21 protein-coding genes are annotated in these 23,834 nt (G+C 68.8%); 2 read left to right on the plus strand and 19 right to left on the minus strand.

Annotated elements, in window-relative coordinates; genetic code table 11:
• The gene (locus tag VEC11_RS04150; protein ID WP_464129306.1) at positions 1-453 is read left to right on the plus strand and encodes a hypothetical protein; all 453 of its coding nucleotides are present in this window, start codon (positions 1-3) and stop codon (positions 451-453) included.
• Between the two features lie 2 nt (positions 454-455).
• On the opposite strand, the gene VEC11_RS04155 is transcribed toward VEC11_RS04150, so the two are convergent.
• From VEC11_RS04155 to VEC11_RS04170, 4 genes are all read right to left on the minus strand, one after another.
• Positions 456-1,847, minus strand: a complete 1,392-nt coding sequence (locus tag VEC11_RS04155; RefSeq protein WP_464129308.1) for a sensor histidine kinase — start codon at positions 1,845-1,847, stop codon at positions 456-458.
• Positions 1,844-2,938, minus strand: a complete 1,095-nt coding sequence (locus VEC11_RS04160) for a DUF2336 domain-containing protein (protein ID WP_464129309.1) — start codon at positions 2,936-2,938, stop codon at positions 1,844-1,846. Before VEC11_RS04160 ends, VEC11_RS04155 begins: the two co-directional genes overlap by 4 nt.
• Before the next feature lie 68 nt (positions 2,939-3,006).
• Positions 3,007-4,197 (minus strand): hypothetical protein, encoded by a 1,191-nt coding sequence (locus tag VEC11_RS04165; protein ID WP_464129310.1) that lies wholly within the window; start codon positions 4,195-4,197, stop codon positions 3,007-3,009.
• A 63-nt stretch (positions 4,198-4,260) separates the two neighbouring features.
• Positions 4,261-4,563, minus strand: coding sequence for an Hpt domain-containing protein (locus VEC11_RS04170; protein ID WP_464129312.1), 303 nt, complete (start codon positions 4,561-4,563; stop codon positions 4,261-4,263).
• Between the two features lie 87 nt (positions 4,564-4,650).
• Here VEC11_RS04170 and VEC11_RS04175 point away from each other — a divergent pair, with 87 nt between their 5' ends.
• A complete protein-coding gene (locus VEC11_RS04175; protein ID WP_464129313.1) occupies positions 4,651-6,939 on the plus strand; it encodes a coiled-coil domain-containing protein in 2,289 nt (762 codons plus the stop codon).
• 97 nt (positions 6,940-7,036) lie between these two features.
• Here the strand turns inward: VEC11_RS04175 and VEC11_RS04180 are convergent, their stop codons facing one another.
• The 15 genes from VEC11_RS04180 to VEC11_RS04250 all read right to left on the minus strand — a co-directional run bounded on the left by VEC11_RS04180 (position 7,037) and on the right by VEC11_RS04250 (position 23,774).
• Positions 7,037-7,297: a DUF1467 family protein gene (locus tag VEC11_RS04180; protein WP_464129314.1), complete on the minus strand. Its 261-nt coding sequence runs from the start codon at positions 7,295-7,297 to the stop codon at positions 7,037-7,039.
• Between the two features lie 4 nt (positions 7,298-7,301).
• Entirely contained in the window at positions 7,302-8,939 is a 1,638-nt protein-coding gene (locus VEC11_RS04185) for a ribonuclease J (RefSeq protein WP_464129315.1), read from the minus strand.
• Between the two features lie 94 nt (positions 8,940-9,033).
• Positions 9,034-9,819, minus strand: a complete 786-nt coding sequence (locus VEC11_RS04190) for a type III pantothenate kinase (protein ID WP_464129316.1) — start codon at positions 9,817-9,819, stop codon at positions 9,034-9,036.
• A 17-nt stretch (positions 9,820-9,836) separates the two neighbouring features.
• The gene (locus VEC11_RS04195) at positions 9,837-12,008 is read right to left on the minus strand and encodes a penicillin acylase family protein (protein ID WP_464129317.1); all 2,172 of its coding nucleotides are present in this window, start codon (positions 12,006-12,008) and stop codon (positions 9,837-9,839) included.
• A 24-nt stretch (positions 12,009-12,032) separates the two neighbouring features.
• Entirely contained in the window at positions 12,033-12,710 is a 678-nt protein-coding gene (locus tag VEC11_RS04200; RefSeq protein ID WP_464129318.1) for a biotin--[acetyl-CoA-carboxylase] ligase, read from the minus strand.
• A 25-nt stretch (positions 12,711-12,735) separates the two neighbouring features.
• Positions 12,736-14,175: an NADH-quinone oxidoreductase subunit NuoN gene (gene nuoN, locus VEC11_RS04205; RefSeq protein WP_464129319.1), complete on the minus strand. Its 1,440-nt coding sequence runs from the start codon at positions 14,173-14,175 to the stop codon at positions 12,736-12,738.
• Positions 14,175-15,731 carry an NADH-quinone oxidoreductase subunit M gene (locus VEC11_RS04210; protein WP_464129321.1) on the minus strand — a complete coding sequence of 519 codons (1,557 nt, stop codon included), beginning with the start codon at positions 15,729-15,731 and terminating at the stop codon, positions 14,175-14,177. Before VEC11_RS04210 ends, nuoN begins: the two co-directional genes overlap by 1 nt.
• Positions 15,731-17,797 (minus strand): NADH-quinone oxidoreductase subunit L, encoded by a 2,067-nt coding sequence (gene nuoL / locus VEC11_RS04215; protein WP_464129322.1) that lies wholly within the window; start codon positions 17,795-17,797, stop codon positions 15,731-15,733. Before nuoL ends, VEC11_RS04210 begins: the two co-directional genes overlap by 1 nt.
• A gap of 1 nt (position 17,798) precedes the next feature.
• Complete coding sequence (nuoK, locus tag VEC11_RS04220; protein WP_464129323.1) at positions 17,799-18,104, minus strand: NADH-quinone oxidoreductase subunit NuoK; 306 nt, start codon at positions 18,102-18,104, stop codon at positions 17,799-17,801.
• A gap of 142 nt (positions 18,105-18,246) precedes the next feature.
• Positions 18,247-18,864, minus strand: coding sequence for an NADH-quinone oxidoreductase subunit J (locus tag VEC11_RS04225; protein WP_464129324.1), 618 nt, complete (start codon positions 18,862-18,864; stop codon positions 18,247-18,249).
• A 137-nt stretch (positions 18,865-19,001) separates the two neighbouring features.
• The gene (gene nuoI, locus VEC11_RS04230; protein WP_464129325.1) at positions 19,002-19,487 is read right to left on the minus strand and encodes an NADH-quinone oxidoreductase subunit NuoI; all 486 of its coding nucleotides are present in this window, start codon (positions 19,485-19,487) and stop codon (positions 19,002-19,004) included.
• Positions 19,484-19,963 (minus strand): hypothetical protein, encoded by a 480-nt coding sequence (locus VEC11_RS04235; RefSeq protein WP_464129326.1) that lies wholly within the window; start codon positions 19,961-19,963, stop codon positions 19,484-19,486. The genes nuoI and VEC11_RS04235 overlap by 4 nt, the downstream gene beginning before the upstream one ends.
• The gene (nuoH, locus tag VEC11_RS04240; protein WP_464129327.1) at positions 19,957-21,009 is read right to left on the minus strand and encodes an NADH-quinone oxidoreductase subunit NuoH; all 1,053 of its coding nucleotides are present in this window, start codon (positions 21,007-21,009) and stop codon (positions 19,957-19,959) included. The genes VEC11_RS04235 and nuoH overlap by 7 nt, the downstream gene beginning before the upstream one ends.
• On the minus strand, positions 21,006-23,027 hold the full coding sequence (gene nuoG / locus VEC11_RS04245; protein ID WP_464129328.1) for an NADH-quinone oxidoreductase subunit NuoG: 2,022 nt from the start codon (positions 23,025-23,027) through the stop codon (positions 21,006-21,008). The genes nuoH and nuoG overlap by 4 nt, the downstream gene beginning before the upstream one ends.
• Positions 23,028-23,030: 3 nt before the next feature.
• Complete coding sequence (locus VEC11_RS04250) at positions 23,031-23,774, minus strand: hypothetical protein (RefSeq protein ID WP_464129330.1); 744 nt, start codon at positions 23,772-23,774, stop codon at positions 23,031-23,033.
• Positions 23,775-23,834: the final 60 nt, after the last annotated feature.

The raw sequence follows: 23,834 nt of genomic DNA on the forward strand, positions 1-23,834 counted from the left end.
TTGTCCGGCGAGCCCGCCTCCGACGACACCGCCCCGCCGGCGCTGGCCCGGCGGGTCCTGCTCGCGGGCCTGCTGCTCGCCGCGCTCGCGCTCGCCGCGGGCCTGCTGCTCGACGACCCGGCCGAATGGGTGGCGGACCGGGTGGCGCCATGGCCGATCCTGGTGCTGGCGGTGATCACGCTCGCATTGATGGTCGTCGGGCGGGTGCGCGGCGGCCCGCCGCCGGCGCCGTTCTCTTCGGCCCGGCAGCGCTTCTTCTGGGTCGCGCGCTTCGCCTTCGCGACCGCGGCGACGATCCTGGTGCTGATCTGGATCGGTCCCTGGCTCGCCGGCCTCAAGATCGCCCGGGAATTGTTCCAGGGCGTGTTGCTGGTGGTGGTGGTCGGGGTCGTGCTCGGCCTGGTCGGCAGCTGCATCGCCAATGTGCTGCGGACGATCCGCGGGACCGGCTGAGCTCAGCCACCGCTTCTCAAAGGCAGAGTGAAGGTGAAGCGGGCGCCCTGCCCCGGCGCGCTGTCGACAGCGATATCGCCGCCCATCGCGCGGGCGAGCCGGCGGGCGATGTAGAGGCCGAGCCCGGTGCCGCCGGGCTCCAGCGGATCGACCCGCTCGAACTTGTCGAAAATCCGGTCTTGGTCCTCGGCCGCGATGCCCTTGCCCTGGTCGGCGACGATGAGCGCGGCGAGATCGCCTTCCTCCTCGCAGCGGACCCAGACCTGACCCCCTTCGGGCGAGTAGCGCACGGCATTGGCGATCAGGTTCATCATGATCTGCAGCGCGCGGGTGAAGTCCCCGGTCGCGGGCAGGCCTTCGTCCGCGCCGGGCGCGTCGATCGTCACCCGCCGGTCCGCGGCGCGCACGGCGAGCAGCCCGGCGGCGCGGCGGGCGAGGTCGGCGAGATCGATCGGCTCGGCCTCGGGCCGGAAATCGGGCCGCTCGACCGCCTGCAGATCGACCAGGTCGTCGACCAGAGCGAGCAGATGACGGCCCGCCGAGGCGATATCCTCGGCATAGCCGGCATAATCGCGGCGCAGCGGCCCCTCGGGCTGGGCGCGCAGCCGCTCGGCATTGTCGATGATGTGGGCGAGCGGGCCGCGCAGCGCCTGGTCGAGCCGCTCGCCGAAGGCGGAGCCCTCGCGCGCCCTGGCCCGGACCTGCGCCTCGCCTTCGGACGCCTCGCGAACGTCGGCGACGGCGCCGCCGCGAAAGCCGGCGAAGCTGCCCGTGCCGTCGATCAGGGGGACGCCGGAGAGCAGGTAACGGCCCTGGCGGCCGCCGCGCAGTTCTGCCGCCTGCCCGTCGAAGGCGCGATGCTCGGCCAAAGCCGTCAGGATCGGCAGGCCGCCATCCGCATCCTCGAGGAAGCGGAACAGGCGGGTGAGCTGCTTGCCGAGAAAGGCGGAAGGCGGGCTGCCGATCGCGGCGCCGGCGCCGGGCGAGAGCGCGGTGACGCGCAGCCGGTCGTCCGTCTCCCAGGTCCAGTCCGCCGCGGCGCGCAGGAAATCGGCCTCGCGCTCGCGCGCCGGCCCGGGCGCGGACGGGCGCGCCGGCCGCTGCGTCCAGCCGCTGATCGCGAGCGAGACCTCGCGCCCCTCCGGCTCGGCGCGTACCCAGAGATCGAGATCCTCCTCGCCATTGGCGGCGACCGCGGCGCGCGAAACGGTGATGCCGAGCCGTTGGGCGAGCCGGGCGAGCGCGGCGATCTGGGGGACGGCGAGCACGCCGCCCGCGCTGCCCCCGGCCTGCGCCTGCAGGGCGGCAAGCGGCGGGTCGGCCTCGATCAGCCGTCCGTCCGCGTCGAGCCGGCCCGAGACGATGCCGGCGTCGGCGGGGGTGGCGCTGCTCATGCCGCCTCGGCGGCGGGCCGCGCGCGCGTCGAGACCCGGGCGACCGCGGCCCGATAACCGGGCGCCGCGCGCCACAGGCGAAGCACCTCCTCGGCCGAAGTCCGGTCGAGGCTGTCGTAAAGCTCGAGCTGGGCGATAGTCGCGTCGCCCTCGATGCCGGAGACGAGCGCGCCGCGGCTGTTGGCGAGCAGCAGGATGGCGGCCGCTTCCTCCCGCTCGACGCCGGCGGCGCGCAGCAGGATGGCCGGGCCGCGGCCGCGCGGATCGGCGATCACCTCCCAAGCGGCGGCATAGTCCAGCCCGGCGAGCGTGGCGGCGCCGGCAAGGAACAGCGGCAGCATGCCCTCGGAGAGGATGCGGACCAGCAAGGCGCCGTCGAGCCGGCCGAGCAGCTCGAGCCGGTAGGCGAGACGCATGGCGTGCGCCTCGAGGATCGTCCCTTCGTCATGGCTGGCGACGAGGGCGCTGCCCGCTTCCTCGATCAGGCCGTCGACCGCGGCGAGGCCGTGCTGCTGGACGACATAATGGCGCAGCGCCGCGGCGACGAGCCAGACCAGTTTGTGCTGCAGCTCGGCGGGCAGCTCGACCTGGCCCATGTCGGGCTCCTGGAAGCGGTCGAAGCGGCGGGAACGCGCGATGACCAGCTCCATCGCGCCGGCGGCGATCTCCTCGTCGGCGTCGCGGACCAGCTCGAACAGCAGATCCTCCCCCTCGGCGGGGGCATGCGCCTTCCAGAAGCGATGCTCCTCGACGCGGCGGACGAGGACGTTGCCGAGATCGCTGTCGCGCAGCACCTGGGCGCGCTCGAGGATGGGCAGCGCGATCGGCACGCGTACGGATGAAAAGGCCGCATGAACAGCGGGATAGGCCTCGAACTTCCCAGCCAGCCTGGCGCGGAGATCGTCCTCGATCGAATGGATCAGGCGGGTCAGCAAGGCCGCCGCGGTGAGCCTCTGCCACTCGCTCAGCCGGGCGCCGTCGGGCAGCAGCAGATCCGTCGCGGCCACGGCAAAGCGCTCGCGCGCCGCCGCCAGCAGTAGGCGCGCAGCGTCGCTCTGTTTTCCCCGACCGTTCGATCCGGCTTCGGCCATATATTATCCCTATGCCACGCAGGGTTAAGGCCGCGCTAATCCTGATCGCGGACGGCTACGGTCATGCCTCAGGCGGCGGGCGGGCCGTGGCGGGCATGGGCCTGCTGCTGCGCCCAGAAGAAGGAGGCGGCGGCATAGGCCGCGAGGAAGATGAACCCGGCCGGCCAGAGCCCGAACAAAGCGAAGGGCACGAGCAGCCAGACCATGCCCCGCCGCTCGGCGAGCAGCACCGCGCCGGCTATACGCCGGCCCTCGGTCTCGACCGAGAGAGCGTAGAGGAAGGCCAGGGTCACGAACGGGAGCAGGACCAGACCCCAGCCGTAGGCGGGCATCAGCCGGTAGGCGAGGATGAGGAAGGCGGCGGTGGTGAAAAGCGGGATCAGGTAAACCCACCAGCTCTGCCTGATGCCGCTCTGCATGCGCAGCCGCGCAAGGCGGGTCGCGATCCCCTCGAGCGGCGTCGCGGCCAGCAACTTGATCAGCCCGATCCAGGACCAGCCGACATAGAAGGCCGCCGCGCCGAGCCCGGTCAGCAGGGCGGCGCCCAGCCCGATCAGCTGCGGCGAGAGCGGGCTGCCGATCAGCAGCAGGGTGACGAGCCGCTCGATCGGCGCGAGCAGATAGTCTGACCAGCTGAGATTGGCGCTGTCCGCGCCGGCAATGATCCGCCGCTCGAGCTCATCCAGATCCTGGTCGCGGTCGAGGATCGCGACGGAGGCAGCGCCGTCGGCCTCGACATGCTGCGCGCCGGCCTGCAGCGTGCGCCGGAGCAGGGTGGACTGCAGGTCCCAGTCGCGCAGCATGCCGGCCGTCTCGCGCAGCAGCGCCCCGTCGATCGCGGCGAGGCCGCCCCAGCGGGACTGGGCGTCGATCCGCTCGTAAAGCTCGCCATGCGCGCCCTCGGGAACGGTGAGCACGGCATTGCCCTGCTCGGCGGCCAGGCGGGCCTGTTGCGCCGCGGGCACGACCGCGCCGTCGCCGACGATGAGCAGCCGGTCGAAGGGATCGACGGCCTCCGCCGCCTCCTCGGCGCTGCGCACCAGCTTCACGGGGACGCGGTCGCGGCGCAGCCGCTCGACCGCCGCGGACAGGGCCGCGGGCAGCCGCTCGACGAAGATCACCACGGGATTGGCACCGGCCGAGGCGGCGAGGCGCGCTTGGCGCTCGATCACCGTGCGACCGGCGAGCGGCAGGGTCGCGCGCAAATGGCCCGGCTCACCTGATTCATGATAGGCCGCAATCAGCGCCGCGAGCGCCACTCTTCACCCTCCGCTGGGCGCGGAACCTAGGCAGGTGGCGAGCTTATTGCAAAGCCGTTCGGCTCAGTTGGAGGCGAATTCGTCGAGCGCGAAGGCGAGCTTGCGGAGAACCACGGGATCGCCGGGCGCCCCGTCCAGCGCCTCGTCGGCCAGAGCGATCAGGCCGATCGCGCCGAAGCTGGCGGCGACGCTCTTCAGGCGGGCGGCGGCGATCTCCCAGTTGGCGTCGCAACGGGCGCGGCCGAGCAGGTCGAGCTGGCGCGACACGCTCTCGATGAAGGCGGTCTTCAGCTCCGCCATCAGTGCCGGATCGCTGCCGACGGCGGCGGCGAGCGATGCGTTCAATGCTCCGGGATCGAAGGCCATGACCCGCGGATAAGACCAACGGAGTTAACGGGGCGTTTCATATCCGGCCCATTCTGGTACAAAGCGGCAACCAGTAAGGGGCGGGCCATGAGTATCACGAGCGTCGAAACCCATGCCGGGGAGCGCAGCAGCAACTGGGTCACCACCGCCGTGCCCGCCGCCGCCGAAGCCGAGGACACGTTCCGGATCGAGGATATCGAGGCCGAGCCCGAGGCCTCCGATCTGGCCCCCAGGCTGCTGGCGGGTCTGCTGATCCTGCTGGCGCTCGGCTGGACCGGCGCCTCCGTCTATGGGCTGACCCTCGCCAATCCCGGCACGGACCTTGCCGGCTGGCTGGGCTGGGTCGGCACCTTCTCGGCGCCCCTGATCCTGCTCGGCCTGGTCTGGCTGCTGTTCGGCCGCAGCAGCCGGCGCGAGACGCAGCTGTTCACCCATGCGGTGACGGCGATGCGCAGCGAAAGCCAGCAGCTGGAGGCGACGCTGGCGTCGGTGGCCGCGCGGATCGAGGCGAACCGGACGGCGCTCAGCGAGGAAACCGCGCGGCTGATGAATCTCGGCGACGAGGCCTCTGACCGGATCGGCCGGGTCACCGCGACGCTCGCCCGCGAGAGCGCCGAGCTCGACCGCAAGGCGACGGCGCTCGACATGGCTGCCGAGGCGGCGCGGATCGACGTCGGCGTGCTGATGAGCGACCTGCCCAGGGCCGAGGCGCAGGCCCGGGCCGCCGCGGAGGCGATGAAGGAGGCCGGGCTCGCCGCCCATGCCCAGGCCGGCGCGCTGGAGAGCCAGCTCGCTGCCCTCGCTGCCAAGGGACGCGAGGCCGATGAGGTAACCGGCGGGGCCGCGCAGCGGCTCGGCGCCCATGTCGCGCGGATCGAGAGCAGCGCGGATGCGGCGACGGCGCGGATGAACGACGCCGCGGCGCAGATGGAGGCGGCCGTCGATGGCTCGATGAGCAAGGCGGCCGAGGCGGTCGACCAGGCGCGCGCCGGGCTCGAGGCGCAGGGCCAGGCGATGCTGGCCATGATCGAGCAGAGCAGGGCCGCCTTCGAGGAGGCGGGGGCCGAGGCGACGAAGGCGCTGGCCGAGCGGCTCGACATGGCCGGGCGCAAGATCGAGATGCTGGCCGGCCGGCTGGCGAGCCAGGACGCGGCCAGCCGCACCCTGCTCGGCGGCATCGCCCGCCAGCTCGACGAGATCGGGGCGCAGATCGCGCATATCGGCGACAGCGGAGACCGGCAGAATGCACGGCTCTCCCAGTCGATCGACCAGCTCAAGGCCAATGCGACGGGTCTGCTGCGCGAGATCGAGCAGGGCGACGCCCAGTCGGCGGCGCTGACCCAGCGCGCCGAGGCGCTGAGCGCGGCCCTGGCCGAGGTGACCGGCAAGCTGCGCGACGAGATGCCGCCGGCCATGGCGGGGATCGAGATCCAGTCGGAACGCACCGCCGCTTCGGCCGAAGCGGTGGTCGAGAAGATGGCGCGGATGGAGACGGCCGCCAATGCCGCCGCCCGGCGCGTCTCCGAGACGGAAGCGAGCCTGACCCGCCAGCAGGAGGCGCTGAACGCCCTGCTCGCGACCCTGACCGAGGGCGCGCGCGAGGCCGAGGAGAAGATGGTGGCACTCGGCCAGGCGGTCGGCGAGGCCGACGGCGCGGCGGCGCAGCTGATCCGCGACACCGGGCCGGAGCTGGTCGACACGCTCGTCAGGGTCCGCGACGCCGCCAACCAGGCCGCCGCCCATGCCCGCGAGGCGATCGCCGCGGTGATTCCGGACAGCGTGCTCGCCTTGGTCGACGCCAGCAAGGGCGCGCTCGGCGAGGCGCTGGACGAGCCGGTCAAGGAGAAGATCGCCGAGATCGGCAATGCCTCGCACATGGCGCTGGCCACGGCGAAGGCGGCGAGCGAGCGGCTGACCCGGCAATTGCTGACCATCGGCGAGACCGCGGCGGCGATCGAGCAACGGATCGCCGAGGACCGGGCCGAGCGCGAGGAACGCGAAGCGGGCGAGCTCTCGCGGCGGGTGGCCCTGATCATCGACGCGCTCAACTCGACCGCGATCGACGTCTCCAAGATCCTCTCCAACGAGGTCAGCGACGCCGCCTGGGCCGCCTATCTCAAGGGCGACCGCGGCGCCTTCACGCGGCGCGCAGTGCGGCTGCTGGAATCGGGCGAGGCGCGCGAGATCCATCGCTATTACGAGGAAGAGCCGGACTTCCGCGACCAGGTGAACCGCTATATCGCCGACTTCGAGACGATGTTGCGCGCCGTGCTGACCAGCTCGGGCGGCAATGCGGTGGCGATCACCCTGCTCTCCTCCGACATGGGCAAGCTCTACGTGGCGCTGGCCCAGTCGATCGAGCGGCTGCGGAAATAGCGCTTCATCCAGCGCTCCGGCCTTCGCCGGAGCACAAAAAGGGTTGGCGCCGTACCGTGCTCCGGCGAAGGCCGGAGCGCTGGCCGCCTTCACCCCACTAGTTCAGCCAGTCGACGTCCTCGACCCTGATCCAGCCGAAAACATAATTGGCGACATAGAGGCCGGTCAGCACTGCTGACAGGATCGTCGCACGCAGCGCTGCCTTGCCGAAGCTGAAGCGGTGCGGGGCGCTTTCGGCATGGCCGGGCGCCGCCTTCGTCCCCTCCTCTTCCGCGGTGCGGACGCCGAAGGGCAGGACCAGGAAGAGCGAGAGCGTCCAGAACAGAACATAGATGGCAAGGATCGAGGTCAGTTTCATGGCGTCAGACCCTGACGATCAGCACGGAGACGACGGGCTTCTTGCCGGTCCAGTCGGTGGCGACGCGGCGCACGGCGAGGCGGACCGCCTCGCGGAGCTTCTCCTCGTTGCCGGCCCCCTTACCGGCGGCGTCGGCCGCGGCCGCGCAGGCTTCCTCGAGAAAGGCCTCGCGATCCTCCTCGACCGGGATGCCCTCAAGTCCGATCTCGACGTCGCCGCGGAGGCGGTCGCCGTCGTCGAGCGGCACCGCGACCGAGATCAGGCCGGAGGTGGCGAGGCGGCGGCGCTCGTTCATCGTCGCGCCGTCTGCCGCCAGGATCACGTCGCCGTCTAAAATCAGGCGCCCGACCCGTTCTTCCGAAAGCTTTTCCGGTCCGTTCGGGGCGAGCCGGATCAGGTCGCCATTCTTCTGGACGATGCCGTGCGGGATGCCGCGGGCGCGGGCGAAGCGCGCCTGCTCCATCATGTGCCGCATCTCGCCATGGACGGGGACGATGATCTCCGGCCGGATCCAGTCGTACATGGCGGCGAGCTCGGGCCGGCCCGGATGGCCGGAGACATGGACCGGCGCCTGCCGGTCGGTGATCATCTCGATCCCCCTGGAAGCCAGCTCGTTCTGGATGCGGCCGATGGCGATCTCGTTGCCGGGGATCTGCTTGGAGGAGAAGACGACGAGGTCCCCGCGCTCCAGGCTCAGCTTGTGCTGGTCGAAGGCGATCCGGGCGAGCGCGGCGCGCGGCTCCCCCTGCCCGCCCGTGGCGATGATCATCAGCTCGCGCCGGGGCAATTTCATCGCCTCGTCGAAATCGATAATTTCAGGGAAATCCGTGAGATAGCCGACACTCTTCGCAACCCGCAGGATCCGGTCCAGCGAGCGGCCGGCAACGCAGACCTGGCGCCCCGTATCCTGCGCGACATGGCCCAGGGTCTTCAGCCGGGCCGCATTGGAGGCGAAGGTGGTGACGAGCACGCGGCAATCGGCGTCCTGGATCACCTCGTCCAGCCCCTGCCGGACGCCGAGCTCGGAGCCCGACGGCGCCTCCTGGAAGACGTTTGTCGAATCGCAGACCAGAGCGAGCACGCCCTGGTCGCCGATCGCGCGCAATTCCGCCTCGGTCGAGGGGTCGCCGAGCTGGGGCGTGTCGTCCAGCTTCCAGTCGCCGGTGTGGAAGATCCGCCCGTAGGGCGTGTCGATCAGCAGCGCGTTGCCCTCGGGGATCGAATGGGCGAGCGGGATATATTTGAGGCCGAACGGGCCGAGCCGGAAGTCGCCGAGCATCTCGATCGTCTTCAGCTCGACCTCGCCGGTCAGCCCCTCCTCCTCCAGCTTGCCGGCGATCAGCCCTGCGGTGAAGGGCGTGGCGTAGAGCGGCGCGCCGAGCTCGTGCGCCAGATAGGGGATGGCGCCGATATGGTCCTCATGGCCGTGGGTGAGGACGATGCCGAGCAGATCGTCCCTGCGCTCCTCGATGAAGGCGAGATCGGGCAGGACCAGTTCGACGCCCGGATAATAGGGGTCGGCGAAGGTCAGGCCGAGGTCGACCATCAGCCATTTGCCCTCGCAGCCGTAGAGATTGACGTTCATGCCGATCTCGCCCGAGCCGCCGAGCGCGAGGAAGAGGAGTTCCTTGCCGGGTTTCATTCCACTCCTGTCACCCCAGCGAAGGCTGGGGTCCATACTGAATCTGTCGCGGCCTCGATGTCCGCTGGGATGCCAGCCTGCGCTGGCATGACGATCAGGCGGCTTCTTTGCTCCGCGCGTAGAGCATCGCCAGCCCTTGGATGGTGAGATCTCTCTCCACTGCGTCGAAGATATTGGTGTGCTGGTCGAACAGGGTTGCGAGCCCGCCCGTGGCGATCACCTTCACGGGACGACCGATCTCCGCCTTCAGCCGGGCGACCAGCCCCTCCATCATCGCGACATAGCCCCAGTAGATGCCGATATGCATCTGCTCCTCGGTCGTGCGGCCGATCACGGAGAGATTGCCCTTCGGCGCCTCCAGCGCGATTCGTGGCAGCCGCGCCGCCGCCGTCACCAGGGCGTCGAGCGAGAGGTTGATGCCGGGTGCGATGATCCCGCCTTTATAGGCGCCCGAATAATCGACCACGTCGAAGGTGGTCGCGGTGCCGAAATCGACGACGATCAGGTCGCCCTCGTGCAGGGCATGGGCGGCGATCGTGTTCAGCACCCGGTCGGCGCCGACCGATTTCGGCTCGGCGACGTCGAGCGCGATGCCCCATTCCGCCGGCGCTTCCCCTGCCACCAAAGGCGTCACGCCGAAATATTTGGCGGCCAGCACCTCGAGGTTATGGAGCGCGCGCGGCACCACCGTGCCGATGATCACCGCCTCGACATCGGCCCTGGCATAGCCCTCCAGCGCCAGCAATTGGTGAAGCCAGACCGCATATTGGTCCGCCGTCCGCCGCGCGTCGGTCGCGATCCGCCAGCGCGCGCGGATCGTGCCGTCTTCGACGAGGGCGAAGACGAGGTTGGTGTTCCCGGCGTCGACAGCGAGCAGCATGGCCGCTTCCTAGCCCCTCACTGGCCGGGATGATAGGTGCGCGCGATGTGGCCCGCGAGGTCGGCGCGGTAGAAATAGACGGGCCGCAAATTCCCCGACGCGTAGCGCCCGGCCTGGTCGTTGAAATGCGGCGAGGCCGGGTTGCCGCTCTCGCCGCCGGCGGTGACCGCCCAGGCGCGGAGGCGCGGCCCGAACTCGACCACGGCGACGAAGCTGTTGCCGCTGGTGCCGTACCAGCGCCGCGTGCCCGGCCAGGCGCGCGAGGCGAAGGAGGCGAGCGTGCCCCAGCGCGCCGAGGCGAAGGGCACCGGGATGCTGGGCCGCGCATCGGCGAAGGTCTGGACGATCGCGCCGTCGTTGCGCTGGAAGCGGTTCACCTCGCCCCAGCGTACCCGCCAGCTGCCCCACTCGCGTTCCAGCCGGTCCACCGCGCGGGTGAAGGTCGCGAGCCGGTCGGCGTCGGAGAAGGCGTTCATCGCCTCCCACATATTGCCGTGCGGCGGCCGCTGCCGGCCGGCGAGCGCCCACATTTCCTCGCCCCAGAAGCTGGCCACGGTGGTCGCTTCGGAGTCGGCGGACCATCTCTTGTCCCAGGCGCGAAGCAACGCGACGGGCCGCTCCAGCCGGGCGCGGCGCGGGTCGGTGCGGGGCAGGTTCGCCCAGGCCCGGTCGAGATCCGCCGTCGCCCGCTCGAAGAAGGGCAGCCAGGTTCCGAAGGCAATCCGCCTGAGCCCCTCCGCGTTCAGCGCGCGGGCGCGTCCCAGCACCGTCGTGACATGGTCGCCGCGCGGATTGGCGCCCGCCATGTCCATGTAGCGCGGGAAGGCGTCCTGGCGCGGGCTGTCCGGCCCTGCTGCGCGCCAGGGGGCGTCATTGGCATTGTAGAGCCAGTCGGTGCGGGGATCGCGCACCTCGGGCAGCGCTGAAAGCGGCGTCAGGCCGCGCCAGTCCGTGGCCGGATCGCTGCCGTCGACCAGGCCGCGATAGTCGAAGCGGTCGTCGCGCACGGGCACGAATTGCGGGTGGAGATAGGCGATGTGGCCGTCCGCATCGGCGTAGATCGTGTCGTTCGACGAATTGGCCTGCAGCGCCGCCACCCGCATATAGGAGGCGAAGTCCCGCGCCTTGGTGCGCAGCCAGCTCTGCTGCAGCGCCGGGACGGGCCGGTTCATCAGCGCCAGCGCGACCCAGCGCTCGCCCTCGGCGCGGACGATCGGTCCGTGATGCGTGGCGTAGGTGGTGAAGCTGCGCGCCGCCAGCCGGCCGTCCGGCTGACGAACCCGCAAGGTGACCCGCTGCGTGCGGATCGGCCGCAGCGCCTGGCCATAACGGTAGAAGAGCCGCCGGCCCCGCCGGGCGATGGCCACGGCGAACTCATCGACCGAATCGACGCCGCTCGACGTGTGCATCCAGCCAACCCGCTCGTTGAACCCCTGGTAGATAAAGAACTGGCCCCAGGTCGATGCGCCGTAGGCGTGCAGTCCCTCGCCGCTTTCCATGCCGAGCTCGGAGCGGAAGAAGAAGCTGGTATGGGGGTTGATCAGCAGCAGGGCATGGCCGTCGCGGGTCAGCCCGGGCGCGATGGCGATGCCGTTTGAGGCCCTCCGTTCCTCATAGGGCCCCGGCGGCGCGGCCCGCGCGCTGCGTGGCCCCTGCCCGTCGTAGAAAGCGGCGAGCTGGCGCAGATCGGCGCGCTCGATGTCGCCGCCGATGCTTCCTTCGGTGAAGGACAGCGCCATCCACGGCTCGAAGCGGGTGAGAACGCGCGGCCGCACGTCCGGATGGGTGGCCAGATAATGGTTCAGCCCCGCCGCCCAGGCATCCATCAGGTCGCGGAGCCAGGCCGGGCTGCGGCGATAGTCGGCCTGCAACGTTTGCGGGTCGATGTAGAGACGCTGCCGCAGGTCCTGCCAGAGCGCGCGCTCACCCTCTGCCTCGGCCATGCGCCCCAGCGCGGTGAGCAGATTGGCCTCGATCCGGGGAAAATCGTCCTCGGCCTGCGCATAGATGGCGCCGAACACCGCGTCGGCGTCGCGCTCCCCGCGGACATGGGCGATGCCCCAGTCGTCGCGGGTGATGGTCACCCGGGCGGCCCGGGCGCGCCAGCTTGCCTCCTCCGCGGGCGGCGCTGCGGCACTGAGCGAAAGCAGCAGGAAGGCGGCGAGCCCGGCGCTTTTCCAGAAGGTCATGGCCCCGATCCTAGGCGAGACCGGTCAGACGAGGAAGACGTCGCCGGCATGGACGACGCGGATCGCGCCGTCGGCGAGGCGCAGGCGGAGCGCGCCGGTTTCGTCGAGGCCGTCGAACGTACCCTCGGTGCCGCCGCTGGAGAGCGGCGTGCCGACCGGATGGGCGGCCGCGAGCCAGGCGGCGCGGACCGGCGCGAGCCCCTGCGTGCGCCAGCGTTCCAGCCAGATCTCGAAGCTGGCGGCGAGGCGGCGGAGCAGAGCCTCGGGCGTCACCCGCGCGCCGAGGCTGGCGGCGGGCCGGTCCAGATCCTCCGGGTGATGGGCGAGGTTGACGCCGAAGCCGATCACCACCGCATCGCCCTGCCGTTCGAGCAGGATGCCGGCGAGCTTCGCGCGGTTGATGATGATGTCGTTCGGCCATTTGATCCGGGCGCGGCCGGTATGGCGCGAGACCGCCTCGTGGAGCGCGACGGCGGCGACCAGCGCCAGGCTCGGCGGCGGCGGGTGCTTCGGATCGACACGGACCAGGGTCGAGGCGTAGAGATTGCCGGGCGGCGACTGCCAGGCGCGGCCCTGCCGTCCCTTCCCGCCCGTCTGCCGCTCGGCCCTGAGCCACAGGCCCTCGGGCGCGCCGCCGCGGGCGAGCACGGCGACGTCGTCATTGGTCGATCCTGTCTCGGAAACAGTCCGGATAGCAGCCACGAGGCCATCTATACGGTGGAATTACCTAGAACAATGCCTGCGCGGCAGTTGTCGCGGCCTCCCCGAGCGGCTTGATCGTCAGATAACCGAGCGGCGAGACGAGCAAGGCGGTGACCAGGATCAGCACGGTCCCGACCGGCTCCTTCGTTTCGGCATAGGCCGGCGCGGGCGCATCGAAATACATCTTCTTGACGATCATCAGATAGTAGAAGGCGCTGATCACCGAGGTCGCGATCGCGATCGCCGCCAGCCAGGTCAGGTCCGCCTGCACGGCCGCGTCGAAGACGAGGAATTTGGGCCAGAAGCCGAACAGGCCCGGAATGCCGGCCAGGCTGAACATGAACATCGCCATGGCGAAGGCGAGCATCGGGCGGTTCTGCGACAGGCCGGACAGGGACTCGATCGACTCCACCGGCTGCCCGTCGGCATCCCGCATGCGCAGGACGACGAGGAAAGTGCCGAGCGTCATCACTAGGTAGACGGCCATATAGGTGAGCACCGAGGCGACCCCGGCCACGCCCGCGGCGGCGAGGCCGACGAGCGCGAAGCCGACATTGTTGATCGAGCTGTAGGCGAGCAAGCGCTTGATGTTGCGCTGGCCGATCGCGGCGACGCCGCCGAGGATCGTCGAGGCCAGCGCCGCGAAGATCACGATCTGGCGCCACTGCAGGGTCGCCGGCCCCATCGCCTCGACCGACACGCGGACCAGCAAAGCCATGGCCGCGACCTTGGGCGCGGAGGCGAAGAAGGCGGTGACGGGGGTCGGCGCGCCCTCGTAGACGTCCGGCGTCCACATGTGGAAGGGCACGGCACTGATCTTGAAGGCGAGGCCGGCGAGGACGAAGACGATGCCGAACAATTCGCCGGTCGAAACGCCGTCACCGAGCTTGGCGGCCACGCCCTCGAACAGCGTCGTGCCGGTAAAGCCGTAGAGCAGCGAAATGCCGTAGAGCAGGATGCCGCTCGCGAGTGCCCCAAGGACGAAATATTTGAGGCCCGCCTCGGCCGAGCGCGTGTCGCTGCGCTGGAAGCTGGCGAGGACATAGGCGGCGAGGCTCTGCAGCTCGAGCCCGACATAGAGGGTGAGCAGGTCGTTCGCCGAGACCATCATCCCCATGCCGATCGCCGAGAACAGGATCAGCACCGGATATTCGGCGCGATAATCGCGGTCGCGCCCGAACCAGCTCATCGCCATCAGCATGGCGATGCCGGCGCCGGCATAGATGACCAGCTTGGCGAAGGCGGCGAAGCTGTCGGCCACGAACAGGCCGCCAAAGGCAAGACCGGTGGCCGAGCCCGGGAGCACGCCCGGGACGAAGGCGCCGGCGGCGATCAGCAAAGTCACGGCCAGCCAGGTGATCGTCCGCGCGGACTTGTCCCCGCCCCAGGCGGCGACCAGCATCAGCAGGATCGCGCCGACGCTGAGAATCTCCTCGGGGAGGATGAGGATGAAGCTCTGGTCCATCAGTGGTGCCCCTCCCCGCCCGCGGCAGCCGGTGCGGGGGCGCTCTCACCGTTCGGGGCAGGCACAGCCACTTGACGGACGAGATGCGCGTCGCTTTCGGGCCGGGCACGGTTGATCCGCTCGAGCAGGATTTCGACGTCGCCGCGCATGGGCGCCATGAAGCTCTCCGGATAGACGCCCATCCAGAGCACGGCGGCGGCGATCGGCGCGAGGATCAGGAATTCGCGCTTGTCGAGGTCCGGCAAGGCTGCGGCCTCGGGCGTGCGCGCCGTGCCATAGGCCATGCGCCAGTAGAGGTAGAGCATGTAGGCGGCGCCGAGGATGATGCCGCTCGTCGCGACCGCGGCCACCCAGCTGTTCGCCTGATAGGCGCCGACCAGGGCCAGGAACTCACCGACGAAATTGGCGGTGCCCGGTAGGCCGACCGAGGCCATGGTGAAGAGCATGAAGAAGAGCGCATATTTCGGCATGTTGTTGGACAGGCCGCCATATTTCTCGATCTCTCGGCTGTGCAGCCGGTCGTAGACCACGCCGACGCAGAGGAAGAGCGCGCCCGAGACCAGGCCGTGGGCGAGCATCACGATCAGGCCGCCCTCGATCCCCTGCCGGTTGAAGGCGAACAGGCCGATCGTGACGAAGGCCATGTGCGCGACCGAGGAATAGGCGATCAGCTTCTTCATGTCCTGCTGCACCAAAGCGACGAGCGAGGTGTAGACGACGGCGACCATGGAGAGGCCGAAGATGACCCAGATGAGGTAGGAGGAAGCCTCCGGGAACATGGGCAGCGAGAAGCGGATGAAGCCGTAGCCGCCCATCTTCAGCAGCACGCCGGCGAGGATCACCGAGCCCGCGGTCGGCGCCTGGACGTGCGCGTCGGGCAGCCAGGTGTGGACCGGCCACATCGGCATCTTCACCGCGAAGCTGGCGAAGAAGGCGAGCCAGAGCCAGTTCTGCGCCCCGGCCGGGAAGTCGGTCTCCATCAGGGCCGGGATCGAGGTGGTGCCGGCGAAGTTCACCATCCACAGCATGGCGATCAGCATCAGCACCGAGCCGAGCAGGGTATAGAGGAAGAATTTGTACGCGGCGTAGATGCGGTTCACGCCCCCCCAGATGCCGATGATCAGGTACATCGGGATCAGGCCCATCTCGAAGAAAATGTAGAAGAGGTAGATGTCCTGCGCTGCGAAGACGCCGAGCATCGTCGTCTCCATCAGCAGGAAGCAGGCCATGAACTCCTGCACCCGCCGGTCGATCGACTTCCACGAGGCGGCGATGCAGATCGGCATCAGGAAGGCGGTGAGCACGATCAGCATCAGGGCGATGCCGTCGATCCCGAGCGCCCAGGCAAAGGCCCCGAAAATCGGGAAATATTCGGTGAACTGCCATTGCGGGCCGCCGATCTGGAAGGTCAGCCAGATCCCGATTGAGAGCGCGAAGACGCCGAGCGTGGTCAGGAGGGCGATCCAGCGCGCGGCGTTGGCGCTGGCGAGCTGGCAGGCAATCGCGCCGAGGATCGGCAGCGCGAGCAGCACCGAGAGGATGGGGAAGCTCGCCATTATTGCGCCATCGCCCAGGTGATGGCGGCGGCGACGCCGAGCAGCATCACCAGCGCATAAGTGTAGAGATAGCCGGTCTGGATCCGCGCCGTGACTCGCGTGCCGCCGACCACCGCCGCGGCGACGCCGTCCGGGCCGAAGCGGTCGATCGTGCCCTCGTCGCCCTTCTTCCAGAGGAAGCGGCCGAGCCACATCGAGGGGCGGACCAGCAAGGCGTTGTAGATCTCGTCGAAATACCATTTGTTGAGCAGGAAGCGGTAGAGCAGCCCGAACTGGTTCACGAAAGCCCGCGGGAAGTCCGTGTTGCGGATATAGGCGTAGAAGGCGATCAGCAGCCCGATCAGCATCGCCGCCGTCGCCGACAGCTTCACCCAGAGCGGGACGGCGTGCATCCGCTCGATCTGGTGCGGGTCAAAGGCGACGCTGCCGTGCCAGAAATCATGGTCGGCATGATGGCCGATAAAGGCCTCGTGGAAGAGCTGGCCGGCGAGCACTGCGCCGAGCGCGAGCAGGGCCAGCGGCACGAGCATCGTCCAGGGGCTCTCGTGCGGATGATAGCCGCCAGTCCCCGCCTTCACCTGGTCGGCGCCCTTCTCCCCGACATGCGTGTCGTGCCCTGCATCCTCGGCGTCCGGATGATCATGATGATCGCCGTGCAGCGCATGCTGGATATGCCCGGATTCGATCCAGCGCGGCTTGCCGTAGAAGGTCAGGAAGACGAGCCGCCAGGAGTAGAAGCTGGTCAGAAGGGCCGCGAACACGCCGATGAAGAAGGCAAAGCCGCCCACTGTCGTCCCCGCCGCATAGGCGCTCTCGATGATCGCGTCCTTCGAGAAGAAACCGGCGAAGCCGAGCTGCGGCAGGCCGGAAATCTGGATGAGGCCGACGCCGGTGATCGCCAGCGTGCCGATCAGCATGACCCAGAAGGTGAAGGGGATGTGCTTCCTGAGCCCGCCATAATAGCGCATGTCCTGCTCGTGGTGCATGGCGTGGATGACCGAGCCGGCGCCGAGAAAGAGCAGGGCCTTGAAGGCGGCGTGGGTGAACAGGTGGAACATCGCCGCGCCATAGGCGCCGACTCCCGCCGCGAAGAACATGTAGCCGAGCTGCGAGCAGGTCGAATAGGCGATCACCCGCTTGATGTCGTTCTGCACCGTGCCGACCGTCGCCGCGAAGAGGGCGGTGGCGGCGCCGACGAAAGTGACGAGGGCGGTCGCCGTCGGGCTCGCCTGGAACATGGGCGAGAGGCGGCAGACCATGAACACGCCGGCGGTCACCATGGTGGCGGCGTGGATCAGCGCCGAAACCGGGGTCGGGCCCTCCATCGCGTCGGGCAGCCAGGTGTGCAGCAGCAGCTGCGCCGATTTGCCGCAGGCGCCGATGAAGAGGAGGATGCAGAGCAGGGTAATCGTGTCGATCCGCATGCCGAGGAAGCCGATCGTCGAGCCCTGCAGGCCCGGCACCGCCTCGAGGATCGCCGGGATGGAGACCGTCCCGAACACCAGGAAGGTCCCGAAAATGCCGAGGCTGAAGCCGAAATCGCCGACGCGGTTGACGATGAAGGCCTTGAGCGCCGCCGCATTGGCCGACGGCTTGTGGTACCAGAAGCCGATCAGCAGGTAGGAGGCGAGGCCGACGCCCTCCCAGCCGAAGAACATCTGAACGAGGTTGTCCGCCGTCACCAGCATCAGCATCGCGAAGGTGAAGAGCGACAGATAGGCGAAGAACCGGGGCTGGCTGTCGTCCTCCGCCATATAGCCCCAGCTGTAGAGGTGGACGAGGGCGGAGACGGTCGTCACCACCACCAGCATCACCGCAGTCAGGGCGTCGACGCGGAGCGCCCAGGTCACCTGCATGTCGCCCGAGGCGATCCAGGTCAGGACATGATGCGCCTCGCTTTGCTGCGTGCCGGTCAGGAAACCGATGAAGATCGGCCAGGACAGGGCGCAGGCGGCGAACAGCGCGCCGGTCGTGATCAGCTTGGCGGCGACATTGCCGAGCATGCGGTTGCCGAGCCCGGCAATGATCGCGGCCAGCAAGGGCAGGAAGACGATCGCCTGAACCATCTCAGCCCTTCATCTGGTTGATGTCGTCGACCGCGATCGTGCCGCGGCCGCGGAAGTAGATGACGAGGATGGCGAGGCCGATCGCTGCCTCGGCCGCCGCCACGGTCAGCACGAACATGGCGAAGACCTGGCCGACCATGTTGTGCAGGAAGACCGAGAAGGCGACGAGGTTGATGTTCACCGCAAGCAGGATCAGCTCGATCGCCATCAGGATGACGATCACGTTCTTCCGGTTCAGGAAGATGCCGAACACGCCGAGCACGAACAGGACGGCGCCCACCGTCAGATAGTGACCGAGGCCGATCATATCTTGCTCCTCCCCGGCACGGGGAGGGGGACCGCCGGGCGCAGCCCGGTGGTGGAGGGGGCCCGGAGCGGGACACTGAGCCCCCTCCACCAGCCTGCGGCTGGTCCCCCTCCCCGTCCCGGGGAGGAATTAGAACGCCCGGTCACAGCTTCATCCCCTCGCCCACGCCAGGCTGCATGTTGACGACCGCGTCCTTCGGGCGGCGGCGGACCTGGCGGTCGATGCTCTGCGGGCGGACGTCGGAGCGCTTGCGGCGGGTCAGCACGATCGCGCCGACCATGGCGACGAGCAGCACGATCCCGGCCGCCTCGAAGATGAACAGATAGTCGCTGTAGAGCATGCGCCCGAGCGCGACGATGTTCGAAGGCTCGCCGGCGGCGGGCGACGCGGGCTGGCGGCCGGCCAGGTCGATATAGCCCTGGTTACGGGCGATCAGCGCCGCGACCATCTCGGCGAGCAGCACGATGGCGAGGATCAGGCCCGGGAAGAGGTAATTGGCGAAGCCCGCGCGCAGCTCGGCGAAGTCGACGTCGAGCATCATCACCACGAACAGGAACAGCACGGCGACCGCGCCGACGTAGACGATGACCAGGAGGAAGGCGAGGAACTCGGCCCCGATCAGCAGGAACAGGCCGGCCGCGTTGAAGAAGGCGAGGATCAGCCAGAGCACCGAATGGACCGGATTCCTGGATGCAATCGTCATCACGCCCGAGGCGATGACGAGCGTTGCGAACAGGTAGAAGACGAAGACCTGGATCACGCCGCGACGTCTCCCCGGCAGCCATTATTCGTCACCCCGGCGCAGGCTGGGGTCCAATCGGACTCAGCTGGGATGCCAGCCTGCGCCGGCATGACGTTATGGTGGATCATGAGGCCCTGTTGGATTCGCATGGCGCCCTACCGGTACGGCGCATCGGCGGCAAGGTTCGCGGCGAGCGCGCGCTCCCATTTGTCGCCATTGTCGAGAAGCTTGGCCTTGTCGTAGATCAGCTCCTCCCTGGTCTCGGTCGAGAAATCCATGTTCGGTCCCTCGACGATCGCATCGACCGGACAGGCCTCCTGGCAGAGGCCGCAATAGATGCACTTGGTCATGTCGATGTCGTAGCGCGTCGTCCGGCGGCTGCCGTCCGCGCGGGGCTCGGCCTCGATGGTGATCGCCTGGGCGGGGCAGACCGCCTCGCACAGCTTGCAGGCGATGCAGCGCTCCTCGCCGTTCGGATAACGGCGCAGCGCGTGCTCGCCGCGGAAGCGGGGCGAGATCGGGTTCTTCTCGTAGGGGTAGTTGATCGTCGCCTTCTTCTTGAAGAAGTACTTCAAGGTCAGAGCGTGCGCCTTCACGAACTCCCAGAGGGTGAAGGTCTTGATATAGTGGCCGATACTCATCTTTGTGCTCCGCTCTGCCGGCGGCATGAACCTGTGAAGATCACATGGAAGAGTTCGAGTTTGCCGTTCTCCTGGCGAAGCGAACCCGTCGGCAGGATCGAAAAAGCCAGATTGCCGTCAGCTCTGGCCGATAATTCCACCATCGCAAGGCAAGCCTGATTGGTGAACGTGCATGGTCCCTGTCTAAGGATTGCGAATGCCGCCTGCCCGGAGTTGATCGCCACCAGCGGGTAGGTGCCGGCAAGTTGAATTGGGTCAGCAGGCCACTCGACCGTTGCTCGGGGGCCGTTTCCTTCCGTCACCCGCACCTGAAAACGCCAAGTCCGCTGGTCGGTGGTAAAATCAACAATTTGCTGAGCCGGGTCGTAGCCATTTTCCGTGATCACGGACTGGTGCTCGATCGCGCATTCAAAGCGACCGGCGAGCCCGGCCGGTGCCGATTGCAGCGCCAGTGCAAGGGCGAGCGCGCTCACCATGGCAGCATCCCCTGCGTCTGCAGCATCAGATAGCCCGACACCAGGAACACCCAGATCAAGGAGATGGGCAGGAAGATCTTCCAGCCGAGGCGCATCAGCTGGTCGTAGCGGAATCGCGGCACGGTGGCCTTCACCCAGGAGAAGATGAAGAAGAAGATGAAGATCTTCAGGAAGAACCAGAAAATGCCCGGCACGGCGTAGAGCGGCGCCCAGTCGATCGGCGGCAGCCAGCCGCCCCAGAAGAGCACGGCGTTCATGCCGCACATCAGCAGCACATTGCCATATTCGCCGAGCCAGAAGAGCGCGAAGCTCATCGAGCTGTATTCGGTCTGATAGCCGGCGACGAGCTCGGACTCCGCCTCGGTGAGGTCGAAGGGCGCGCGCGCGGTTTCGGCCATGGCGGAGATCAGGAACATGACGGCCAGCGGGAACAGCAGGGGATTGAAGCCGAAGCCGTTGATCGTCCCGAAGATATGCGCCTTCTGCGCCATGACGATGCCGGAGAGGTTGAACGTGCCCGCCCAGAGCACGACCGGGATCAGGATGAAGCCGATCGAAACCTCATAGGACACCATCTGAGCAGCGGCCCGCAAGGCACTGTAAAACGGGTATTTCGAGTTGGACGCCCAGCCTGCGATGATGATCCCGTAGACGCCGAGCGAGGAGATGGCGAGCAAATAGAGCAGGCCGACATTGATGTTGGCGAGCACCACCCCTTCCCCGAACGGGATCACCGCCCAGGCGAGCAGGGCGACCGCGAAGGTGATGATCGGCGCGATCAGGAAGAGGCCGCGATTGGCCGAGGACGGGATGATGGTCTCCTTGAGGAAGACCTTGAGCCCGTCGGCGAAGCTCTGCAGCAGGCCGAAGGGCCCGACCACGTTCGGCCCGCGCCGCAGCGCCATCGCCGCCCAGATCTTGCGGTCGACATAGATGATCATCGCCACCGCGAGCATGAGCGGCAGCGCGATCAGCAGGATCAGCACGAGGGTGGCGATAAACCAGCCCCAGCCGGCGCCGAGCAGGCCCTGGAACCAGGCGGTCATTCCGCCGCCTCCGCGAAATCCTGCCCGTGCAGCAGCTCGGCCGAGCAGCGCTGCAGCGTCGGCGAGGAGCGGGCGATCGGGTTGGTCAGGTAGAAGTCCCTGATCGGATAGGCGATGGCGGTCCCCTTCGCGAGCTTCGCTGCGGCCAGTTTCGGCGGCGCCCATTCGAAGGACACGAGGCCGGGCTGCGCGAAGGCGGGATAGTCGGCGAAGAGCTGGGCGCGGAGCTGGCCGAAGCTGTCGAAGGGCAAGGGCGTGCCGAGCGCGTCGGAGAGCGCGCGCAGGATCGACCAGTCGGCGCGCGCGTCGCCCGGCGGATCGACCGCCTTCTCGCTATGCTGGACCCGGCCCTCGAGATTGACGTGGATCGAATGCTTCTCGCTATAGGCGGCGCCCGGCAGGACCACGTCCGCCGCATGCGCGCCGCGGTCGCCATGATGGCCGATATAGACCTTGAGGCTGTTCGCGAACGGCGCGAGGTCGGCCTCGTCGGCGCCGAGCAGGAAGAGCAATTCCGGCGCGGCGTCGGCCAGTGACGCCATGCCGCCGGGCTGGGCATAGCCGAGCATCAGGCCGCCGGTGCGCGCGGCGACGGTGTGGAGCACGTTGTAGCCGTTCCAGCCATCGCGGACGAGGCCCAGGCCCCTGACCAGCCCGAGCGTTGCCGCCTGCCCGCCCTCGACCTTGAGCGCGGCGCCGCCGACGATCACCGCCGGACGCTCTGCCCTGGAGAAAACCTGGTTGACCTCGGTCGGAAGGCTCGCGGCCAGCGACAGGTCGTTGCCGAGCCAGGTCACGCCGTAGGTGAGGTCGGTCTCGGGTCCGATCGCGAACACCTTCGCCCCTGCCCGCCACGCCTTGCGGATCCGGGTGTTGACGAGCGGCGCCTCCCAGCGCGGGTTGGTGCCGACCAGGAGGATGACGTCCGCGGTCTCGATGCCGGCGATGGTGGTGTTGAAATTGACCGCGGCGAGATTGGTCGCGTCATAGGCGAGGCCGGTCTGGCGGCCTTCCAGCAGCGTGGAGCCCAAAGCGGCGAGCAATTGTTTCGCCGCATACATGGTCTCGACGTCGACCAGATCGCCGGCGACGGCCGCGACCTTGCCCTTCGCCTTCGCCGCCGCCCCGGCGATCCTGGCGAAGGCCTCGTCCCAGCCAGCCGGTCGGAGCTTGCCATTCTCGCGCAGCCAGGGCCGGTCGAGCCGGTTGCGGGTCAGGCCGTCCACCGCATGGCGGGTCTTGTCGTGCGCCCACTCTTCGTTGACGTCCTCGTTGAGGCGGGGCAGCGCCCGCATCACCTCGCGGCCGCGCGCATCGAGCCGGATGTTGGTGCCGACCCCGTCCATCACGTCGATCGCCGGGACCTTGCGCAGCTCCCAGGGCCGCGCCTCGAACGTATAGGGCTTGGCGGTGAGCGCGCCGACCGGGCAGAGATCGACGACATTGCCCGAAAGCTCGCTCTTCAGCGCCTCCTCGAGATAGGAGGTGATCTCCATATTCTCGCCGCGGCCCACCGTGCCGATATCCTCGACCCCGGCGACCTGCTCCATGAAGCGTACGCAGCGCGTGCAGTGGATGCAGCGGGTCATGATCGTGCGCACGACCGGGCCCATATATTTCTCGGTGACGGCGCGCTTGTTTTCCTCGTAGCGCTTGTGGCCGCGGCCATAGGCCATGGCCTGGTCCTGCAGGTCGCACTCGCCGCCCTGGTCGCAGATCGGGCAATCGAGCGGGTGGTTGATCAGCAGGAACTCCATCACCCCTTCCCGCGCCTTCTTCACGGTCGGCGTGTTGGTGAAAATCTCCTGATTCTCGGCCGCCGGGAGGGCGCAGCTGGCCTGCGGCTTGGGCGGCCCCGGTTTCACCTCGACCAGGCACATCCGGCAATTGCCGGCGATGGCGAGCCGCTCATGATAGCAGAAGCGGGGAATCTCCTTGCCGGCCAGCTCGCAGGCCTGGAGCACGGTCGCCCCCTGGGGCACCTCGATCTCGACACCGTCGACCTTGAGCTTGGGCATCTTCTATCTCTGGGCAGCCTGGGCGGTGGACGGGGACGGCAGGCGCAGCAGCGCCTCGGCCAGCATGTAGCGCAAATGGGTCGCGTTGAAGCGCCGGTCCTGCGCATTGGCCGGCATGCAGCGGAAGAACTGGTCGGCGAGCGGCCGGAGCGCGGCGAGCTCGCGCTCCCCGCCCGGCGACGAGGCCAGCATGGTCCGGATCTCGGCGCCGTGGCCGGCCGCATAGCAGCGCGCGGCCTCGCTATATTTGCGGATCTCGGCGCCCGGCGCGGGGGCGGCGCGGACCAGCCCGGCGGGCACCGCGATGCCGTGCTCGAGCAGGCCCTCGGCGATGGCGCCGCGGACGAAGGTCACCGGCACGCGCAGGTCCATGCCCTCGCCCAGGCAATTCTGGCTGTCGCTGCGGAACAGGCGCCGATAGGTCTCCGCCTCCTCGCGCGAGCCGGGCTCGGTCGCGAGCAGCTCGAAGGCCCGCGCCGTGCTCAGCCGGGCATAGCAGGTGCCGAACGCCGCCAGCGCCCGCAGCGCTTCCTCGGAATCGGTCGAGACGATCAGGGTGCTGCGACCGGAGACGCCGCGCGGGAGCTGGGCCGAGGCCTGCGCGCCGAGGAGGCTGCCGGCGAGGAGCGCCGAGGCGCCGAGCAGGGCCCGGCGCCGCCAGGCGCGGCCGGGATGGCGCGCGCGCAGGGCCCGGCGGGCGCCGCGCGGCACCGCGATCTCGACAGCGTCGGTCAGGGCTTTTCGCATAGAGACTCGAAACCTGAAGGACCCGGAACGGGCCGCAGCCTGCGGAGCCGTTAGACGCTC

Origin of the sequence: Allosphingosinicella sp., assembly GCF_035626655.1 — a bacterium.
Taxonomy (GTDB): domain Bacteria; phylum Pseudomonadota; class Alphaproteobacteria; order Sphingomonadales; family Sphingomonadaceae; genus Allosphingosinicella.

Coding starts and splice junctions, on each gene's coding strand:
- VEC11_RS04155 (WP_464129308.1), bottom strand. CDS start 1,847: ATGAGCAGCGCCACCCCCGCCGACGCCGGCATCGTCTCGGGCCGGCTC.
- VEC11_RS04160 (WP_464129309.1), bottom strand. CDS start 2,938: ATGGCCGAAGCCGGATCGAACGGTCGGGGAAAACAGAGCGACGCTGCG.
- VEC11_RS04170 (WP_464129312.1), bottom strand. CDS start 4,563: ATGGCCTTCGATCCCGGAGCATTGAACGCATCGCTCGCCGCCGCCGTC.
- VEC11_RS04175 (WP_464129313.1), top strand. CDS start 4,651: ATGAGTATCACGAGCGTCGAAACCCATGCCGGGGAGCGCAGCAGCAAC.
- VEC11_RS04180 (WP_464129314.1), bottom strand. CDS start 7,297: ATGAAACTGACCTCGATCCTTGCCATCTATGTTCTGTTCTGGACGCTC.
- VEC11_RS04185 (WP_464129315.1), bottom strand. CDS start 8,939: ATGAAACCCGGCAAGGAACTCCTCTTCCTCGCGCTCGGCGGCTCGGGC.
- VEC11_RS04190 (WP_464129316.1), bottom strand. CDS start 9,819: ATGCTGCTCGCTGTCGACGCCGGGAACACCAACCTCGTCTTCGCCCTC.
- VEC11_RS04195 (WP_464129317.1), bottom strand. CDS start 12,008: ATGACCTTCTGGAAAAGCGCCGGGCTCGCCGCCTTCCTGCTGCTTTCG.
- nuoN (WP_464129319.1), bottom strand. CDS start 14,175: ATGGACCAGAGCTTCATCCTCATCCTCCCCGAGGAGATTCTCAGCGTC.
- VEC11_RS04210 (WP_464129321.1), bottom strand. CDS start 15,731: ATGGCGAGCTTCCCCATCCTCTCGGTGCTGCTCGCGCTGCCGATCCTC.
- nuoL (WP_464129322.1), bottom strand. CDS start 17,797: ATGGTTCAGGCGATCGTCTTCCTGCCCTTGCTGGCCGCGATCATTGCC.
- nuoK (WP_464129323.1), bottom strand. CDS start 18,104: ATGATCGGCCTCGGTCACTATCTGACGGTGGGCGCCGTCCTGTTCGTG.
- nuoI (WP_464129325.1), bottom strand. CDS start 19,487: ATGAGTATCGGCCACTATATCAAGACCTTCACCCTCTGGGAGTTCGTG.
- VEC11_RS04235 (WP_464129326.1), bottom strand. CDS start 19,963: ATGGTGAGCGCGCTCGCCCTTGCACTGGCGCTGCAATCGGCACCGGCC.
- nuoH (WP_464129327.1), bottom strand. CDS start 21,009: ATGACCGCCTGGTTCCAGGGCCTGCTCGGCGCCGGCTGGGGCTGGTTT.
- nuoG (WP_464129328.1), bottom strand. CDS start 23,027: ATGCCCAAGCTCAAGGTCGACGGTGTCGAGATCGAGGTGCCCCAGGGG.
- VEC11_RS04250 (WP_464129330.1), bottom strand. CDS start 23,774: ATGCGAAAAGCCCTGACCGACGCTGTCGAGATCGCGGTGCCGCGCGGC.